General features: G+C 69.0%; 19 protein-coding genes, 1 tRNA gene and 2 pseudogenes. 13 read left to right on the top strand and 9 right to left on the bottom strand.

Annotated elements, in window-relative coordinates:
* Window positions 1-153 precede the first annotated feature (153 nt).
* Window positions 154-1083, top strand: coding sequence for a Yip1 family protein (locus AMK10_RS26030; RefSeq protein WP_073750390.1), 930 nt, complete (start codon window positions 154-156; stop codon window positions 1081-1083).
* 102 nt (window positions 1084-1185) lie between these two features.
* Here AMK10_RS26030 and AMK10_RS26035 read toward each other — a convergent pair whose 3' ends face one another.
* Together AMK10_RS26035 and dcd are read right to left on the bottom strand one after the other, a co-directional pair.
* Window positions 1186-1686, bottom strand: coding sequence for a phosphoribosyltransferase (locus tag AMK10_RS26035; RefSeq protein ID WP_073750391.1), 501 nt, complete (start codon window positions 1684-1686; stop codon window positions 1186-1188).
* A 6-nt stretch (window positions 1687-1692) separates the two neighbouring features.
* A complete protein-coding gene (gene dcd / locus AMK10_RS26040; RefSeq protein WP_033296629.1) occupies window positions 1693-2268 on the bottom strand; it encodes a dCTP deaminase in 576 nt (191 codons plus the stop codon).
* A 487-nt stretch (window positions 2269-2755) separates the two neighbouring features.
* Here dcd and AMK10_RS26050 point away from each other — a divergent pair.
* The 9 genes and pseudogenes from AMK10_RS26050 to AMK10_RS26095 form a co-directional block, all read left to right on the top strand.
* Window positions 2756-2829, top strand: a tRNA-Gly gene (locus AMK10_RS26050).
* Window positions 2830-2925: 96 nt separating this feature from the next.
* Window positions 2926-3273 (top strand): transcriptional regulator, encoded by a 348-nt coding sequence (locus AMK10_RS26055; protein ID WP_073750393.1) that lies wholly within the window; start codon window positions 2926-2928, stop codon window positions 3271-3273.
* On the top strand, window positions 3270-3941 hold the full coding sequence (locus AMK10_RS26060; protein ID WP_073750394.1) for a nucleotidyl transferase AbiEii/AbiGii toxin family protein: 672 nt from the start codon (window positions 3270-3272) through the stop codon (window positions 3939-3941). The genes AMK10_RS26055 and AMK10_RS26060 overlap by 4 nt, the downstream gene beginning before the upstream one ends.
* A 257-nt stretch (window positions 3942-4198) precedes the next feature.
* Complete coding sequence (locus tag AMK10_RS26065; protein ID WP_073750395.1) at window positions 4199-4393, top strand: type II toxin-antitoxin system Phd/YefM family antitoxin; 195 nt, start codon at window positions 4199-4201, stop codon at window positions 4391-4393.
* 28 nt (window positions 4394-4421) lie between these two features.
* Window positions 4422-4787 carry a hypothetical protein gene (locus AMK10_RS26070; RefSeq protein ID WP_073750396.1) on the top strand — a complete coding sequence of 122 codons (366 nt, stop codon included), beginning with the start codon at window positions 4422-4424 and terminating at the stop codon, window positions 4785-4787.
* A gap of 29 nt (window positions 4788-4816) precedes the next feature.
* Window positions 4817-5107 (top strand): hypothetical protein, encoded by a 291-nt coding sequence (locus AMK10_RS26075; protein WP_079180876.1) that lies wholly within the window; start codon window positions 4817-4819, stop codon window positions 5105-5107.
* A 401-nt stretch (window positions 5108-5508) separates the two neighbouring features.
* A complete protein-coding gene (locus AMK10_RS37095; RefSeq protein ID WP_107428503.1) occupies window positions 5509-5688 on the top strand; it encodes a transcriptional regulator in 180 nt (59 codons plus the stop codon).
* Between the two features lie 822 nt (window positions 5689-6510).
* A complete protein-coding gene (locus tag AMK10_RS26090) occupies window positions 6511-7260 on the top strand; it encodes an SDR family NAD(P)-dependent oxidoreductase (RefSeq protein WP_073750399.1) in 750 nt (249 codons plus the stop codon).
* A gap of 21 nt (window positions 7261-7281) precedes the next feature.
* Window positions 7282-7470 (top strand): annotated as a pseudogene (locus AMK10_RS26095) (DNA-binding protein); the annotation flags it as partial.
* A gap of 431 nt (window positions 7471-7901) precedes the next feature.
* On the opposite strand, the gene AMK10_RS26100 reads toward AMK10_RS26095, so the two are convergent.
* Complete coding sequence (locus tag AMK10_RS26100) at window positions 7902-9020, bottom strand: fatty acid desaturase family protein (protein WP_073750400.1); 1119 nt, start codon at window positions 9018-9020, stop codon at window positions 7902-7904.
* A 7-nt stretch (window positions 9021-9027) separates the two neighbouring features.
* Entirely contained in the window at window positions 9028-10083 is a 1056-nt protein-coding gene (locus AMK10_RS26105) for a ferredoxin reductase (RefSeq protein ID WP_073750401.1), read from the bottom strand.
* A gap of 87 nt (window positions 10084-10170) precedes the next feature.
* Between AMK10_RS26105 and AMK10_RS26110 the strand changes: the two genes are divergently transcribed.
* The 3 genes and pseudogenes from AMK10_RS26110 to AMK10_RS26120 all read left to right on the top strand — a co-directional run bounded on the left by AMK10_RS26110 (window position 10171) and on the right by AMK10_RS26120 (window position 11933).
* The gene (locus AMK10_RS26110; RefSeq protein ID WP_073750402.1) at window positions 10171-11310 is read left to right on the top strand and encodes a PucR family transcriptional regulator; all 1140 of its coding nucleotides are present in this window, start codon (window positions 10171-10173) and stop codon (window positions 11308-11310) included.
* Window positions 11311-11400: 90 nt separating this feature from the next.
* Window positions 11401-11538: pseudogene (locus tag AMK10_RS37770) on the top strand (transcriptional regulator); the annotation flags it as partial.
* A 107-nt stretch (window positions 11539-11645) separates the two neighbouring features.
* Complete coding sequence (locus AMK10_RS26120) at window positions 11646-11933, top strand: hypothetical protein (protein WP_241839686.1); 288 nt, start codon at window positions 11646-11648, stop codon at window positions 11931-11933.
* 158 nt (window positions 11934-12091) lie between these two features.
* On the opposite strand, the gene AMK10_RS26125 is transcribed toward AMK10_RS26120, so the two are convergent.
* The 5 genes from AMK10_RS26125 to AMK10_RS26145 all read right to left on the bottom strand — a co-directional run bounded on the left by AMK10_RS26125 (window position 12092) and on the right by AMK10_RS26145 (window position 15819).
* A complete protein-coding gene (locus AMK10_RS26125) occupies window positions 12092-12601 on the bottom strand; it encodes a GNAT family N-acetyltransferase (RefSeq protein ID WP_073750404.1) in 510 nt (169 codons plus the stop codon).
* 174 nt (window positions 12602-12775) lie between these two features.
* The gene (locus AMK10_RS26130) at window positions 12776-13261 is read right to left on the bottom strand and encodes a hypothetical protein (RefSeq protein ID WP_241839687.1); all 486 of its coding nucleotides are present in this window, start codon (window positions 13259-13261) and stop codon (window positions 12776-12778) included.
* A gap of 166 nt (window positions 13262-13427) precedes the next feature.
* A complete protein-coding gene (locus AMK10_RS26135; RefSeq protein ID WP_073750405.1) occupies window positions 13428-14087 on the bottom strand; it encodes a response regulator transcription factor in 660 nt (219 codons plus the stop codon).
* Window positions 14084-15187: a sensor histidine kinase gene (locus AMK10_RS26140; RefSeq protein ID WP_143194988.1), complete on the bottom strand. Its 1104-nt coding sequence runs from the start codon at window positions 15185-15187 to the stop codon at window positions 14084-14086. Before AMK10_RS26140 ends, AMK10_RS26135 begins: the two co-directional genes overlap by 4 nt.
* Entirely contained in the window at window positions 15184-15819 is a 636-nt protein-coding gene (locus AMK10_RS26145) for a DUF998 domain-containing protein (RefSeq protein ID WP_073750406.1), read from the bottom strand. The genes AMK10_RS26140 and AMK10_RS26145 overlap by 4 nt, the downstream gene beginning before the upstream one ends.
* Between the last annotated feature and the right edge of the window lie 169 nt (window positions 15820-15988).

Below are 15988 nucleotides of genomic sequence, written 5' to 3' on the forward strand. Positions count from 1 at the left end.
ATACGGGACGTTCCCGGGCCGCTCCGGGAGTACCCCCGGGGGTGGGGCTGTCCCCCCAGGGTCCCCCTAGGGGATGTCACAGCTAGGCCGCAATGGCACCCCTGTTCCCCCGGCTCCCGCCCCATACCCGTACGGACCAGGTACGTTCGATGGGTGGCTGGATTCAGGATCGGACGCGGCCGGGACAACCGCACACCGCAACAACACCCGCAGCAGCAACAGCCGTACGGCGCGCAGGCACCATCGCAGCCGTACGGCGGGCAGTCGTGGCCCCCGGCAGGGGGCAACGGCGGCGCACCGTACGGCGGCCCGCAGGGCGCCTCGTACGGCGGCGGGCACGGCGGCAACGGACACGGGGGTGGGCACGGACACGGAGGCGGGCACGGCGAGCCGGAGTACTTCGGCGACCCGCACCACCAGCCCTCGCAGCACGACCCCTACGCCAACGCCCCGGGGCACACCCAGGCGTTCAGCATCAACGAGGACCCGTACGGCGACGGCAGCACCTACCAGGCCGGCCAGGCCCCCGCGCAGCCGTCGGGGCCCCGCCTGCACTGGAAGCAGCTGCTGAGCGGCATCGTGATGCGGCCGGGCCCGACGTTCTGGCAGATGCGCGACTACCCCGTGTGGGGCACCGCGATCGTCGTCACGTTCGTCTACGGCCTGCTCGCGCTCTTCGGCTTCGACCAGGCGCGCGACGAGGCGATCCACGCGGAGGTCTCCACTGCCGCCCCGTACGTGATCTTCACGGGCATCGGCTTCGTCATCGGCGGCCTGGTCCTCGGCGCGGTCACCCACACCCTGGCCCGCCAGCTCGGCGGCACGGGCTCGTGGCAGCCGACCGTGGGCCTGTCGATGCTGATCATGTCCATCACGGACGCGCCCCGCCTGGTCTTCGCCCTGTTCCTGGGCGGCGAGAACTCCCTGGTCCAGATCCTGGGCTGGATCACCTGGCTGGCCGCCGGAGCGCTGTTCACGTCCATGGTGAGCAAGTCGCACGACCTGCCGTGGCCTAAGGCCCTGGGCGCCTCGGCGATCCAGCTGATCGCGCTGCTCTCGATCATCAAGCTCGGCACGATCTGACCCGACGCAACAGGAGGGGCCCCGGTGCGGTGCACCGGGGCCCCTCCTGTTGTCTCTCTCGCGCCTGTCTCTCGTCGCGCGCGTGCCCAGGGGTTCGAGAGCCTAGGAGTCGAGAATCTGCCCCTCACGGCGCACGACGGGCTTCTCCACGCTCCACGGGAAGTTGATCCATTGATCGGTCTTCTTCCACACGTACTCGCACTTCACGAGCGACTGCGGCTTCTCGTAGATGACCGCGCTGCGCACCTCGGCCACATGGTCGATGCAGAAGTCCCGGACGAGCTTCAGCGTCTTGCCCGTGTCGGCGACGTCGTCGGCGATGAGGACTTTCTTCCGCGTGAAGTCGATGGCGTTCGGAACGGGCGCCAGCATGACCGGCATCTCCAGGGTGGTGCCCACCCCGGTGTAGAACTCGACGTTCACCAGGTGGATGTTCTTGCAGTCCAGGGCGTACGCCAGTCCACCGGCGACGAAGACCCCGCCCCGCGCGATGCTCAGCACGACGTCCGGCTCGTAGCCGTCGTCGGCGACCGCCTGCGCCAGCTCACGCACGGCATGCCCGAAGGCCTCGTACGTCAGGTTCTCCCGCTCTTCACCAGCCATACCGCATCACACCTGTGTCCGATGGAAATTCATGTACGAACGCGAGGCGGTCGGCCCTCGCTGGCCCTGATAACGCGATCCGTAGCGCTCGGATCCGTACGGGAACTCCGACGAAGAGGTCAGCCGGAACATGCACAGCTGCCCGATCTTCATTCCCGGCCAGAGCTTTATCGGCAGCGTCGCCAGATTCGACAGCTCCAGGGTCACGTGCCCCGAGAATCCGGGGTCGATGAAGCCGGCCGTCGAATGCGTCACCAGCCCGAGCCGCCCCAGCGAGCTCTTCCCCTCCAGCCGCGACGCCAGATCGTCGGGCAGCGAGATGACCTCGTACGTCGACGCCAGGACGAACTCGCCCGGGTGAAGGATGAACGCCTCGTCGCCGTCCGGCTCGACCTGACGCGTCAGGTCCACCTGCTCGACGGCGGGGTCGATATGCGGATAGCGGTGGTTCTCGAACACCCGGAAGTAGCGGTCGAGCCGCACATCGATGCTCGAGGGCTGCACCATCGAAGCGTCGAACGGGTCAATGCGAACCCGCCCGGCGTCGATCTCGGCCCGGAGGTCCTTATCTGAGAGAAGCACGCACCGAGGATACGCAGAACGCGCGAGCCGCCCCCAATCGGACCGTCCCGCGCGCGCCTGCCTACAGACCTACGACACCCTCCGACGCCGCTAGCGCTCCTCGAACGCCACGGGAACCGCCTGCCTCAGCCGCGCACAGCGCGGACAGCGGATGAGCCTCCCGGGACCGATCCGCTCGGACCCGAGCTGCTGCATCGGGAACGAAGAGGTAGCGAAAACGTGCCCTTCGGCACAGCGGACGACGGTGCGCTCCATCGACTCCATCAAGTCCCTTCCCCAACCAGCCATGGACGAGACCGCCACATTAGGGGATGAACAGGACGCCACTCCAGGCGGCACTCCGACTGCGTACGCTACGCCCCCAACTCCCGCCACCCACAACCGCGTCCACCCCGCGCAACGTGACACGGGCCCCACGGCGAATACACCGGGGGCCTGCGATGGGGTACAGTGTGCGACGATGCACTGCCGATCATCGGCGCGCTTCGCGGGTGTAGTTTAATGGTAGAACATGAGCTTCCCAAGCTCAGAGCGCGAGTTCGATTCTCGTCACCCGCTCCACATGAAAGCCCCAGGCCAACGGCCCGGGGCTTCTTTGTTTGGTCGGCTTGGATGCGTCCGGTCGGCTTCGGTGGCCTCTCCCTGGATAATCGACGTATGGCATCACAGCCCAGTCTTTCCGATCTCCGCCGTGCCAGGTTCGCCCGGCGAACGCCCGCAGCGCTCTCCGAGCTTGCCGGCGCCGAGCACGGCACGGTGAGCCTGCCGCTTCACCTGGCATGGTCGGGACTGACGACGTTCGACCTCGACCAGCCACGGCTGCGAATGAGCTACTACCGCATCCTGTTGGCCGAGGGCCAGCACGACGACCTGGTCCGGTACCTCAACCGCGGCCTCCTCGTCAGCTTGTGGCCCACACTGCGCACACTGATCAGTCGTGATGTCCGTGAAGTCTGGGAACACTCCTTCGACGAGCTCGCTCACAGCGCCCAGGCTGCTGCGTGAACCTCACCGACCTGCACCGTCGCCTGCTGGCTGATGTTCTCGCCGTAGGCGGTGCCTACCCTCTGGCACTTACCGGCGGCTACGCAGTTCAGGCACACGGCCTGGTCGACCGGCTCAGCCAGGATCTCGACGTAGCGACCGAGAACCCCGATCGTATGGAGGACATTGCTGCTGCCGTGCGCGCCGGCCTGGAACAACACGGGTGGCAGGTCAGCGCTCGGGAAACAGACCCGCTCTCCGCACGCCTGATCGTCACTGATCCCGTCAGTCACGAACAGTGCGAGGTCGACATCCTCAAGGAAGCGCTCTGGCGACCGCCCGTACACACCGAGCACGGATTGGTGCTGTCCCTCGAAGATGTCGTCAGAACAAAAGTTCGCGCACTCTTCGACCGCGGACTCGCCAGGGACCTGATCGACGTGCAGGCTGCCGCGAACCGCTGGAGCCATATCGAACTCGAAGAGCTCGGTCGGCGCCACGCGCGCGACTCCTTCGACCTGAGCGAGCTCCAAGCGCGGTTGATGGGAGCCGACTGGATCGACGACACGGAATTCGCCGCCTACGGACTCGACGAACAAGCGATCACCGGGCTGCGCAAGTGGGCGCAGGCATGGGCCAGCGACATCGGCGAACGGCTTCAAGAGCTGGAGACTCCGCACGAAGACTGATGGCCGCATGGAGGCCGGACGGGCTCAGCGCGGTGCACGCCAGGCCGCTGATTCCCAAGCTCAGAGCGCGAGTTCGATTCTCGTCACCCACTTCACATGAAGGCCCCAGGCCAGCGGCCGGGGGCTTCTTTGTTGCCACAAGCCCGATCAGGTACCCCGCGCCCATTCCGCACCCGACGTGCCCGTTGGCCTCCTCCAGCCGTCGCACCCCCACCGGCATGTATGTCAACTATGATAGTTGCTATATGCTTCAGCATATGGAGACGAAGACGTACACAACCATCGACCTGCGCAAGGGGATGGGCGAGATCCTGGACCGGACCCGGATCGCCGGCGAGGCCGCCGCCATCACCCGCAAGGGAAAGACGGTCGCCTACCTGGTGCCGGCCGAGTGGTTCGAGCAGATGGCCCGCGGGCGCCAGCCACACGAGGGCCGACACGAGGCGGCCTGACCCGCCCCCACAGCAAGGAGCACGGACCATGCCCGCCCACGCACTCAACTTCGATGGGTACGAGGGGGAACCCCTGCGGTTGCCGCCCATGCCCGAACACACGCCTCAAGCACTTCGGTTGGCGATTCAGGAACACACTCCGCACCTGCTCCCGGACTTTGAGGCTCACTGGAAGCGCGTCATCGGCGACGCCTTCAACATCACCCCGGTGCCGGCCTTCATGCGTCTGTGGTGGACGCAGTACGCCATCGCGCGAAATCCCGTCCTCGACGCGCACCTTCGCGACCTCGAAGCCTGCGCCGCCAAGTCCGAGGACCCCGAAGAGTCCCTCCGGCTTCTGGAGGAGTACAGCCGCCTCCGGCACGAAGCCGCTGAGAGGAAGCCCGGAGAGTGATCGACGAACCACTCCGGCCGCCTTGGCAAATGGACTGGACGAAGCAGGCGCAGCACGACTTCCAGAACATGCCTGCCGAAGGCAGTGACCTGATCATGAGTGCCCGTGCGGAACTGATCACCGCCGAAGACCCGTACTTCCGGGGGATCGACGCCGATGCCTCGCTCCCGCACTGGATGACCGTCCGACCGCTGGCCTCCACGAGCCCCGGTGGTCCCCACATCGTCGACCTGGCCGGCGGGCGCGGCTGGCTCATCTACACCTTCATGCGGCGCCACACCGATCCCCAGATCGTCGTCACCGAAGCCTTCTGGGCCTGACGTCTGCGCCACCGGAGCGTCTACAGCACAGGTGGCTCCCGTTCCGTTTTCCGTCACCCGGTCCAGCACAGAACCTCGGACTGACGCCCCACAGTCGACGTGCCCCATCCTTGCCCAGCAGAGCGGACAACAGCGGTCAGATACGGCTCTCAGAGACAGGAGCCCATCCACATACCCGCTGCAAAACCCCAGTCAGACCCCTTCTGGCATCCCAAGAACCGCTGATTCCCAAGCTCGGAGCGCGAGTTCCATTCTCGTCACCCGCTCCATATGAAAGCCCCAGGCCAGCGACCGGGGGCTTCTTTGTTGGCAACTTCGCAGCTGGCGGGGCAGCCGCCGATCGGGCCCGCATCGTTCCCACTGGAGCGTGGCCTGCGGACGAAGCAGGTCGCTGCGGGCGGATGAGCCTTTACCGCATCCTCCTGGCCGAGGGCCGGCACGACGACCTGATTCAGCACCTCGACCAGGACCTTCTCGTCGGCCCGTGGCCCACACCGCGCACACTGGTCGGCCGAGAGGTCCGTGAAGTCCGGGAGAGTACTTTCGACGAGCCGGGCGGCAGCGCGCGAGCCACTGCGTGAACCTCACCGACCTGCATCGCCACTTACTTGCGGACGTACTCGCCGTGGGCGACGCGTACCCCCTCGCGCTCACCGTCGGCTACGCGGTCCAGGCACACGGCCCGGTGGACCGGCTCAGTCAGGACCTCGATGTCGCGACCGAGAACCCAGATCGCATGGAGGACGTTGCCGCGGTCACGTCAATCATCAACAGCAGGCCGAGGGTGTCGCGAATCAGGTGCCGTCGCCTGCCGTTGATCTTCTCGGCGCCGTCAAGGCCCCGGGGACCGGCGCCGACGACCGTGTCGGCCTTGACCGTCCGGCGAGCCGCCCCGGTCCTCCAGCCACCGGGGCACCTGCAGCGACGGCCGGATCCGCTGTCACTCGGCATCCGCCAGATTCGAGTCGTAGGCCGGACCGGTCGGGCCGGTCGGCCGCGTTCCCGAAGCGGCGAGCGAGACAATCGCACGACACGTCGGACGAGTTGAAGTCCACGGGCACCGGCACGTACAACAAGGCCAGCAGGGCTCCTGGCGCACTCGAGCCTCAGCAACTCCGAACTGCGCCAGGGGCCCTGTCTTCATGTACAACGATCGCGGAATCACCCGGCCTGCCAGGCGCTTTCGATCACACCGCACTCAAGATCGAAACGGCAAAGGCCTCTTGCGATCCGTTCCGGATCGGCGACCCGGTGCGAAGGGTGGATGTGGGAGCGGATCGCGGCTCCGCCATCCGGCTGAGGAGCCTGCGGCACCTGCCCGTTGACGCCGACCACCGGCGGTCGTACCGTGCGACGGACAGAGATGTGACCGTCGTTCATAAACGAGGACATGGGGTGGGCTCGTGGGGCAGCGCAGGGTCGTGGTGTCGGGTGGCGGCACGGGGATCGGGCGGGCGGTGGCCGAGGTCTTTGCGGCGGACGGCGACCACGTCGTCCTCATCGGGCGGCGCGAGGGGCCCCTGGAGAAAACCGCCGGAGAGCTCGACGCAGCGCACGGTGCGGGAACGGCGTCCTGGGTCGCCGCCGATCTGAGCGACCCCGGCCAGGCCCGCAGAGCCGTGGAGTTCTGCACCGCGGGCGGCGCGCAGGTCGACGTGGTCGTCGCCAACGCCGGCGGCAACGTCGCACCGGCCCACGACGGCACCCTCGAAGGCGTCGCGGACAGCTTCCGCCGCAACTTCGAGGCCAACGTGCTCACCGCCGTGCTGCTCACCGAAGGATTGCTGCCGCACCTCACCCGGCCCGGCGGCCGGATCATCCAGATGTCGTCCATCGCCGCGCTGCGCGGCCCCGGTTCGTACGGCGGCTCCAAGGCCACCATCAACACCTACACCGTCGACCTGGCGCAGAAGCTCGGCCCGCAGGGCATCACCGTGAACGCGGTCGCCCCAGGCTTCGTAGCCGACACCGAGTTCTTCGGCGACCGGGCCACGCCCGATTTCGTCGCCGCCCGGACCAAGCAGTCGCTGACGGGCCAGGCGGGCCGGCCCTCGGACATCGCCGCTGCGGTGCACTATCTGGCGTCACCTGAAGCGGCGTACATGACGGCGCAGATCGTGCATGTGAACGGGGGAGCCGCACTGGGACGGTGACGGTCCGCTATGGGTGCGCAGGTCACCGGGCAAGCGGCGACAGCGGCGGAGCTCCTCAAGGGCGCCAGACTGCACGGGCACAAGTACGCCATCGACGCCACGGTCGCCGAGGTCGCGCTCCGCCAGCCGAAACCCGTCGCCCTGCTGACCTCCGACAGCGACGACATGGCCAAGCTCTGCGGCAGCCAGGTTCGCATCATCCCTCTCTGACCAGCCGGCCCGCTCGGAGCACGCGTCGCGCTGCCGGCTCTCGTGCCCCATCCGTGCCCAGCGGAGCGGACAACAGCGGTCAGATATGGCTCTCAGAGACCGGAAGCCGCCCCCTGGCCGATCCGAAATCGCAGGTCAGGTCCCCTGCGACAATCCAGGAACCATTGGTTCCCAAGCTCAGAGCGCGAGTTCGATTCTCGTCACCCGCTCCACATGAAAGCCCCAGGCCGGAGGCCCGGGGCTTTCTTTTCGGCCCGGAGCGAGTCCGGATGTCGCCGGCGGGCGGCGGGAGAAGCTCCCCCTCGGTTGCTGTCCGGCGTGCGCTCACCAAGCTGTAGGACCTGGGCAGCAGGGAACGAACCCTACTGGCCGAGTAGGCCGTCGTGGCGCAGCAGTGACGGCGGCCAAGGGCTGGAGGTGCCGCCGGGGAGTCAGGCGGCGATGAGGTCCTGCTCACGGTCCGGCGTTCCGGCCTTGGGCTGCTTGTTCGGCAGTGCGAGCCGGAAGACCTTGTGCCACGCGGAGAACACCTGCTTGGGCAGCGGGCCGGTGACGTACTCCAGCTCGTACTTCTCGAACAGTGCGCGCACCTTCACCGCGACCTCGGCGTACCGGTTGCTCGGCAGGTCCGGGAACAGGTGGTGCTCGATCTGGTGCGACAGGTTGCCGGTCATGAAGTGCATGGCCTTGCTGCCGCTGATGTTCGCCGAGCCCATCATCTGGCGCAGGTACCACTGCCCGCGTGTCTCGCCCGTGATCGACCGGCGCTCGAAGACCTGTACGCCCTCGGGGAAGTGCCCGCACATGATCACCGAGTGGGTCCAGAGGTTGCGGACCAGGTTCGCGGTGAACGTGGCGCCGAGTGTGGTGAGGAACGAGGGGCCCGACAGCAGCGGGTGGATCACGTAGTCCTTGAGCACCTGCTTGCGGATCTTGCGGCCCACGGCCCTGGCCCGCGCGCGGAACTCCGGGTTCTTGCGGCGGCGCTTGGTGAGGTTCTTGCCGAGCTCCAGGTCGTACGCCGCGATGCCGTACTCGAAGAAGCAGGCGTTGAGGAAGTTCCACAGCGGCTGGCCGAGGTGGAAGGGGTGCCACCGCTGGTCCTCGTCGACGCGCATGATGCCGTAGCCGAGGTCGTTGTCCTTGCCGATCACGTTGGTGTACGTGTGGTGCAGCTCGTTGTGCGAGTGCTTCCACTGGTCGGACGGCGAGACGTGATCCCACTCCCAGGTGGTGGAGTGGATCTTCGGGTCGCGCATCCAGTCCCACTGGCCGTGCAGGACGTTGTGGCCGATCTCCATGTTGTCCATGATCTTCGCCACGGACAGCCCGGCGGTGCCGATCAGCCACGCGGGCGGGAAGATCGAGAACAGCAGCACACCCCTGCTGACCAGCTCCAGCTTGCGCTGCGCCGAGATGACCCGGCGGATGTAGGCGGCGTCCTTCTCGCCGCGGTCGGCGATCACCTCGTCGCGGATGGCGTCCAGCTCGCGGCCCAGTTCCTCGATCTGCTCCGCGGTCAGGTGGGCGGTGGGGTCGATGGCGGTCACGGTGCTCCTACCGTTCGATGTCGCAGGGGCCCGCCGCGGCGGACACACAGGTCTGGATGAGGACGCCCGGCTCGGCCTCGGTGATCTCGCCGGTACGCAGGTCACGGACGGCGCCGGCCTTGAGCGGCGTGACGCAGCCGAAGCAGATGCCCATACGGCACCCGGAGGGCATGAGCACGCCGACCTCCTCGCCGATGTCGAGCAACGGAGTGGCACCGTCAGCGTCGATGGTCTTGCCGGTGGCGCTGAACGTGACCTCGCCGCCCTCGCCGGCGACGACGATGCCGGCGCGGAACCGCTCGGTGTGCAGGCGTTCTCGGACGCCCTGTTCGGTCCAGTGCTCTTCGGCGGCGTCGAGGAGACCTGCGGGCCCGCAGGCCCAGGTCTCGCGCTCGGCCCAGTCGGGCACGAGTTCCTGGAGACGGGCGATGTCGAGCTTGCCCTCGGTGTCGGTGTGCACCTCGGTGAGCCGAAGCTTCTTGTCCACGACCAGGCGGTGCAGTTCCTTGCGGAAGATCACGTCCTGAGGCCGTGGCGCGCAGTGGACCATGACGACGTCGTCGAGTTCGGTGGCGCGCAGCATGCCCATCACGGGCGTGATGCCGCTGCCGGCCGTCAGGTAGAGCACCTTGGCGGGCTTGGCCCGCGGCAGGACGAAGTCACCGGTCGCCTGGTCGAGCTGGATCAGCGTGCCCGGTTTCGCTCTGCGGACCAGGTGATTGCTGACCTTGCCGTCCGGGATCGCCTTCACGGTGATCGTGATACGGCCGTCCCGGCAGTTCGTCGGCGAGGTGATGGAGTAGGCACGCCACAGGCGCACCCCGTCGACGTCGACCCCGATCCGCACGTACTGACCGGCTGTGTGGCCGCGCCATGCCCGTCCCGGCCTGATCACCACGGTCGCGGCGTCACTCGTCTCGGGGTGCACGGCCTCGATGCGCCCCCGTAGGTCGGCGCCCGTACGGAGCGGGCTGACCAGGTCGAGGTAGTCCGACGGCAGCAGCGGCGTCGTGACCATCTCCAGCAGTTTCCACGCCCTGCCGCGGAGGGCTGTACTCGTCATGACTCCAGCTTGCTGTGCCTCCAGGCGTAAAGTCCTGACCACAGGACGTAAATCTGGTCGGCTGAATTGTTCGCAGGGAACAAAAAAATGAGCTATGCACTCCGGAGAGCCAGCGAACTGACCCTGGACGAGACGACGGTCACCGCCCTTCGAGCCGCGCTGAAGGCCACCGCCGACGAAGTCGTCCAGGCGATCATCGACGAGGTTCCTCCCTACGCCCGTGCCTTGTCGGGCCGCATGGGCGCCACCATCCGCCGAGCCGTCCGCACCGCCCTGGGGCACTACCTGGACCTTGCGAGCGGGAACGCCACGGGCGGCGACGCCGGGGACGCCGCCTACGAACTGGGCCGCGGCGAGGTGCGCGACGGCCGTTCGATGGACGCCCTGCTCAGCGCCTACCGCGTCGGGGCCCGGGTCGCCTGGCGATGTCTGGCAGCGGGTGCCGTCCCAGCGGGTCTGCCCGCCGCCGAGGTCGCGAAGTTCGCCGAGCTGACCTTCGCCTACATCGACGAGCTCTCCGCCGCGAGCGCCGCGGGCCACGCCGACGAACTGGCCGCCCGGGGCAGAGCCCACGAGCGCCACCTGGAACACCTGGCCCGCGATCTCCTCGCCGGCGCGAGCCCGGACGCGCTGCTGGCCTCCGGCCGACGGGCCAGGTGGCAGCCTCCCGCTTCGCTGACCGCCGTCCTCCTGCCCGCCGCCCAGGCCCGGCCTGCCTACCGGACACTCGACCCGAACACCCTCGTCCTCGACGATCTGCCGGATGACACCGGTGTGCTCCTCGTCCCCGATGCCGACCGATCACGTCTCCTACGGCAGCTGACCGACCGCTCCGCCGTGGTCGGCCCGGCCCGGCCATGGACCCACGCGTCCGCCTCGTACGCACGAGCCCTACGCGCGCGCTCGCTTTCCTCCGAGATTCGCGACACCGAGGACCACCTGCCCGCCCTGGTGCTCAGCGCCGACGCGGACGCGTTCGCAGACCTGCGTGCCCGAGCCCTCGCGCCGTTGCAGACCTTGCCTGCCGCGACCGCACGACGGCTGGAGGAGACGCTGCGGGCGTGGCTGCTGCACCAGGGCAGACGGGACGAGGTCGCGGCGGCGTTGTTCGTCCACCCCCAGACGGTCCGGTACCGGATGTCGCAGCTCCGGGAGCTGTTCCCCGATCTCGCTTCACCACACCGGGTCCTCGAACTGACGCTGGCGGTCGGTCTCCGGGGCCGCTGACGCGTCACCTGTCCACCGCCGCGTCGTGCTCGCGGGAGCGTTGCCCATGGACAAAGCAGCTCGCCGCCGGCTCTTCCTGGAAATCGACGCATGGCATCCCAGCCCGGTCTTCCCGATCTCCGCCGTGCCAGATTCGCCCGCCGCCTGCCTGCAGCGCTCTCCGAACTCGCCGGCCCCCAGCACGGCCCCGTGCATCTGCCGCTCCACCTTGCGTGGTCCGGGCGGACCACCGAGCGCATGCCCGAGGTCCACGCGATCCGCCTGCTCGATACCCTGAACGGTGCCGGGCCGCAGTTACGGAGCCACGACGGCCAGTACTCCACCAGGTGGAACGCGTGAGGAACAGACTGCCCGTGCAGAACGCGGGCGACACGGATGTCCGCCTGCTCGTCGAGCCGTACGGCGAGGACTTCTGGATGAGGCCCGCGGACTCCTTCGAAGTGGTGCCGTTGAGCGACGGCAACGTGCAGTTCTCGGTGGTCGTAGCGGCGGGTCTGATCACGGTGTGGCTCTACGAGGACGGCGACCCTTACAACATGATCCTCGACTACGAGGTGGTCGACGCCGGCGGCAGGAAGCTGGAGTGCGGGCACCAGGAACCGAGCGGTTCCGGCGGCGCCTGAGCCTCGGGCGCTCCGGTCTGCGGGCGCCACGACGTCCCCGCCGCCGAGCCTTTCCGGGAGGAGAGCCGGGGCCGGGGGCAGCGATGGCTGCGGCGATCTCGAGCCTCCCTTCTGACGCGTCGGCTTCCCGTCAGCACCTCCAGAGCCCTGCCGTCCCCCTAGGACAGGTCCTTGCGCATGAGCGTGCACCCGGTCTCGTACCGGCGCAGCGAACCGTCCTGCGCCTCCACGTCCCAGGCGTCCGGCCGGCTGCCGCAGGCCACGTACCCCAGGCGTTCGTACAGCGCCCGGGCGCGTGGATTGCTCTCCTCCACACCGAGTTCCGCACGGCGCAGACCGCGTGACCTGATGCGGTCCTCCGCGGCGCGGATGAGGACGGTACCGAGACCGCACGACTGGAGGGCCGGGAGCACCCCGAGCTGCCACAGCGTTCCGGCACCGGCCGCGACCTGGTAGTCGACACCGCCGATCGCCACCGGCGGACCCGCCGGAGTACAGACCGCCAGGTAGTCCACCTCCCCGGCCGCCGCACGCTCCAACTCACGTGCCACCGAGACCAGATGGGTCGCCGAGCCGGACCATGCGCAGTCCGGCAGGTCAGCGGGCGTCAGATCGCGGACCAGGACACGGACGACGGCCTCGGCAGCCCCGGAGGGCGGAAGACTCATGCCCTCATCCCAGCACTCCGCGGAAGACCCGGACAATTGATTTCGGCGCAGGGCACGGGCCCCGAACTGCGCTGTGACACTACGTACCGGTCAACAACGGTGCACAGTGGGCCCGGATGGCCCCTGGGGAGCTTCGGGGACGGGTACAGCGTCGACGAGGGCGGATGCGGGACGTCATTCGCCGCTGTCCGCCGCGGCCGGACAGCCCTGGCGAGGCCCGCACGAAGCGACGTCCTGGAGCGGTGGCTCCCTGACCACCAGTGGCAGCGGCCAGCTGACGCAGGCCACCAGTGCGCTGCCGTCCTCGGTGAGGAACAGCAGGGTGAACCGTGTCCGATTGTCAGGATCGATCAGCGCTGAGCGCACAGGCCGGCCGTGTTCCCTGATGAGCCGCACCGCTCGCTCCAGCCCGGGAGGTTCGATTCCCTGCCTCCGCAGACGCTGGAGCCGGCGGCTGAAGACTCCGGCATGCGCACCGGTGGGTTGTACCCGCTCCTCCACCGAGTACGGGGCTCCGCTGCGGACGGCGGCCAGAGCTGTCGCGGTCGCCTCGTCGTCACCGGTCAACAGCGCTTCCAGCTCGTGCCGCTCCATGGTCACCCCGTACGGATCGTGCGGTACGGCGGCCAGGTACCGCAACCCCGGTGTGCCCTCCCGCACGTCAGCGTCCCCCCGGGCCCGCCGGCGGACGGTGTGCCCCCGCCAACCTCGCCACCCGCTCCGGCCCGAGGTCGCGCGCCGTCTCCGCACCACCTTGGCCGTCTTCCCTTCCTGGACCGCCCCCGGCCCACCACAGGGCAGCGAACCTGGGGCTCGGTTCCGGCCGTCATCGATCACCGGCGCGCGAGGCCCTGACGAGACCGTGCTCGTAGGCGGTGATGACCAGTTGCACGCGGTCGCGCAGGCCCAGCTTGGTGATGGCCCGGGAGATGTGAGTCTTCGCGGTCAGCGGGCTGATCACGAGTGCGGCGGCGATCTCGTCGTTGGACAGTCCTTCCGCCACCAGCCTGACCACCTCGTTCTCACGCGCCGTCAGTGCGTCCAGGGTGGCGGTGAGCCGGGGGCGGTGTGTGAAGCGTTCGACGACTCGGCGGGTGACGCCCGGTGACAGCAGGGAGTCGCCCGCCGCGACGACCTCGACCGCCCGGCGCAGTTCGGCCGGTTCGACCTCCTTGGTGAGGAAGCCGCTCGCGCCTGCTCGGAGCGCCTCGAAGACGTGCTCGTCGGTGTCGAACGTGGTCAGGATGATCACCCTGGTCGTCGGCAGCTCGGCCAGGATGCGGCGGGTGGCCTGGATGCCGTCCATGCCCGGCATCCTGATGTCCATCAGCACCACGTCCGGCCCCAGCAGGGCGGCCTGCCGTACCGCCTCCTCCCCGGAGGCGGCCTCGCCGACGACGGCCAGGGTCCTGGCGCGGGCGAGCAGGCTGCGGAACCCCGCCCGCACGAGCGCCTGGTCGTCGGCGAGCAGCACGCTGATGGTCATGGCGCCAAGCCTGTCACGTGGTCCGTCAGAGGCAGGACGGCCTGTACCGCGAAGCCGCTGCCGGCGTCGACACGCAGGGTTCCCCCGAGGGCCGTGACGCGCTCGCGCATACCGGTCAGGCCGTGCCCCTCCGTGAGGGCCGCCGTTGAGCGCCCGTCGTCGGTGACCCGCACCGCCAGGGTTCGCGGCCGGGCCTGTATCCGGATGGTGAGGCGCCCCGCGTCGGAGTGGCGCAGGGTGTTGACCACGGCCTCCTGGACGACCCGGTAGGCCGTGAGCGCCTGGGCCGCCGGAACGGCCTCGGGGTCGCCCTCCGAGACGTAGCTCACCTCCAACCCGGCGGCCTCGGCCTGCGCGACCAGTCCGGAGACGGACTCCAAGCCGTGTTGCGGCACGTCGCGGAGCTCACCCACGAACGTCTTCAGGTCGGTCATGGCCTGCTTGCGCACGGCGATCGCGGTGCGCAGGGCGGCGCGCGCCTCCTCGGGCGAATCGTCCAGGGCCTCGACGGCGACGTTCAGGTGGACGCCGACGACGGCCAGCGTATGGGCGACCACGTCGTGAACCTCCCGGGAGATGGTCAGGCGCTGCTCGACGAGCCGGGTCTGTTCCAGTTGCAGGAGACGGGCCTGGTGTTCGGCCCGCCAACGGCCGTACTGGCGCCAGGAACTCGCCGCGGCCGACACCAGGGCCAGCCAGAGCAGCTCGACGCCCCCTCGGGCGAGGACTTCGGAGGCGTCGAGCCCTTGCAGGGCCACGCCGCATGTCAAGGTGAGGGCGCCGACGGCGGCGGCCCGGACCGGGCGGCTGAGCGCGGCGGTGAACAGGGCGACGGTCAGCGGCCAGACGGCGCCGCCCTCGAACAGACCGGCACTTCGGTAGCCGACCAGCGCGGCGGCGGACAGGACGAGCACGAGCACGGGGCGGCGTCTGCGGACCAGCAGCAGGCCGCCCAGGATCACACCGAGGCCGAACGTGCCGTGCCACGTCGGCGGTGCGCCCATCGCGGCGGGACCCGCACCGACACCCACGGCGGTCAGCAGCGCAAGGGCCAGGTCCACCAGCCGGGGGTGCCACCCGGTCTGCGGACGGGGGCTCACTTGACGATGCCTGACGTCATGCGCCCCATCGTGCCCGACGCCGAGGGCCGTGACTGCGCCGAGGTGGCGGCCAGAGCCAGCCAGGCGAGATTCAGGACGAGGAGGATACGTTCGGCCAGACCCAGAGGAGCCGTGTGGGTGAGGGCCGCCCTGTCCACCATCGCCACGGCGAACAGCACGAAGGCCACCGACGACGCCCACGCGAGTACGGTCAGCCCGCGCGCCTTCGAGGCCCACGCCGGATCGCGCCGCCATACGACGGTCAGCCGGACGACAGCGGTCGCCAACGCGAGGAATCCCGCCCAGGCCGCGACTCCGTGCACCCCGTCGGAGACCGAGGGGCTGCTCCAGTTGCCCGGCGGGTCCGCCGGAAAGACAGCGGCGACGAGTACGCATCCCGCCCAGCAGCGCAGCAGCCACCCACCCCATCCATCGCCGGTGACGCGGACGGCCAGGGCCGCCGACCCGGCCGCGACCGCCAGCAGGCCGACGGTCACCAGCCAGCCGTGCGGCAGGTTGACGTACCTGCTGATCGTCTCGGCCAACGGGTCGTACCCCCTGTTGACCGCATCGGACACCGTGAAGGCGAGGACGGCGAGGGCGAAGCCCGCCAGAGAGAATGTCTTGGTCATGGGGCCAGACGGTAGGTCCGGCCTCCCCTCGGGAACATCGTCCCCGGGGCGTCTTTCGCGCCTGCGTCAGCGGAGTACACGGCTACTCCGATCGATGTACGTCGGGCCGACGCCCGACCGGCGGTGCGCTGTTCCCCATCACCGCGGCGGGCAGTCCCTCGGCGGCGCC

This window comes from Streptomyces sp. CB02058 (assembly GCF_001905505.1).
In the GTDB taxonomy this organism is placed as follows: Bacteria; Actinomycetota; Actinomycetes; order Streptomycetales; family Streptomycetaceae; genus Streptomyces.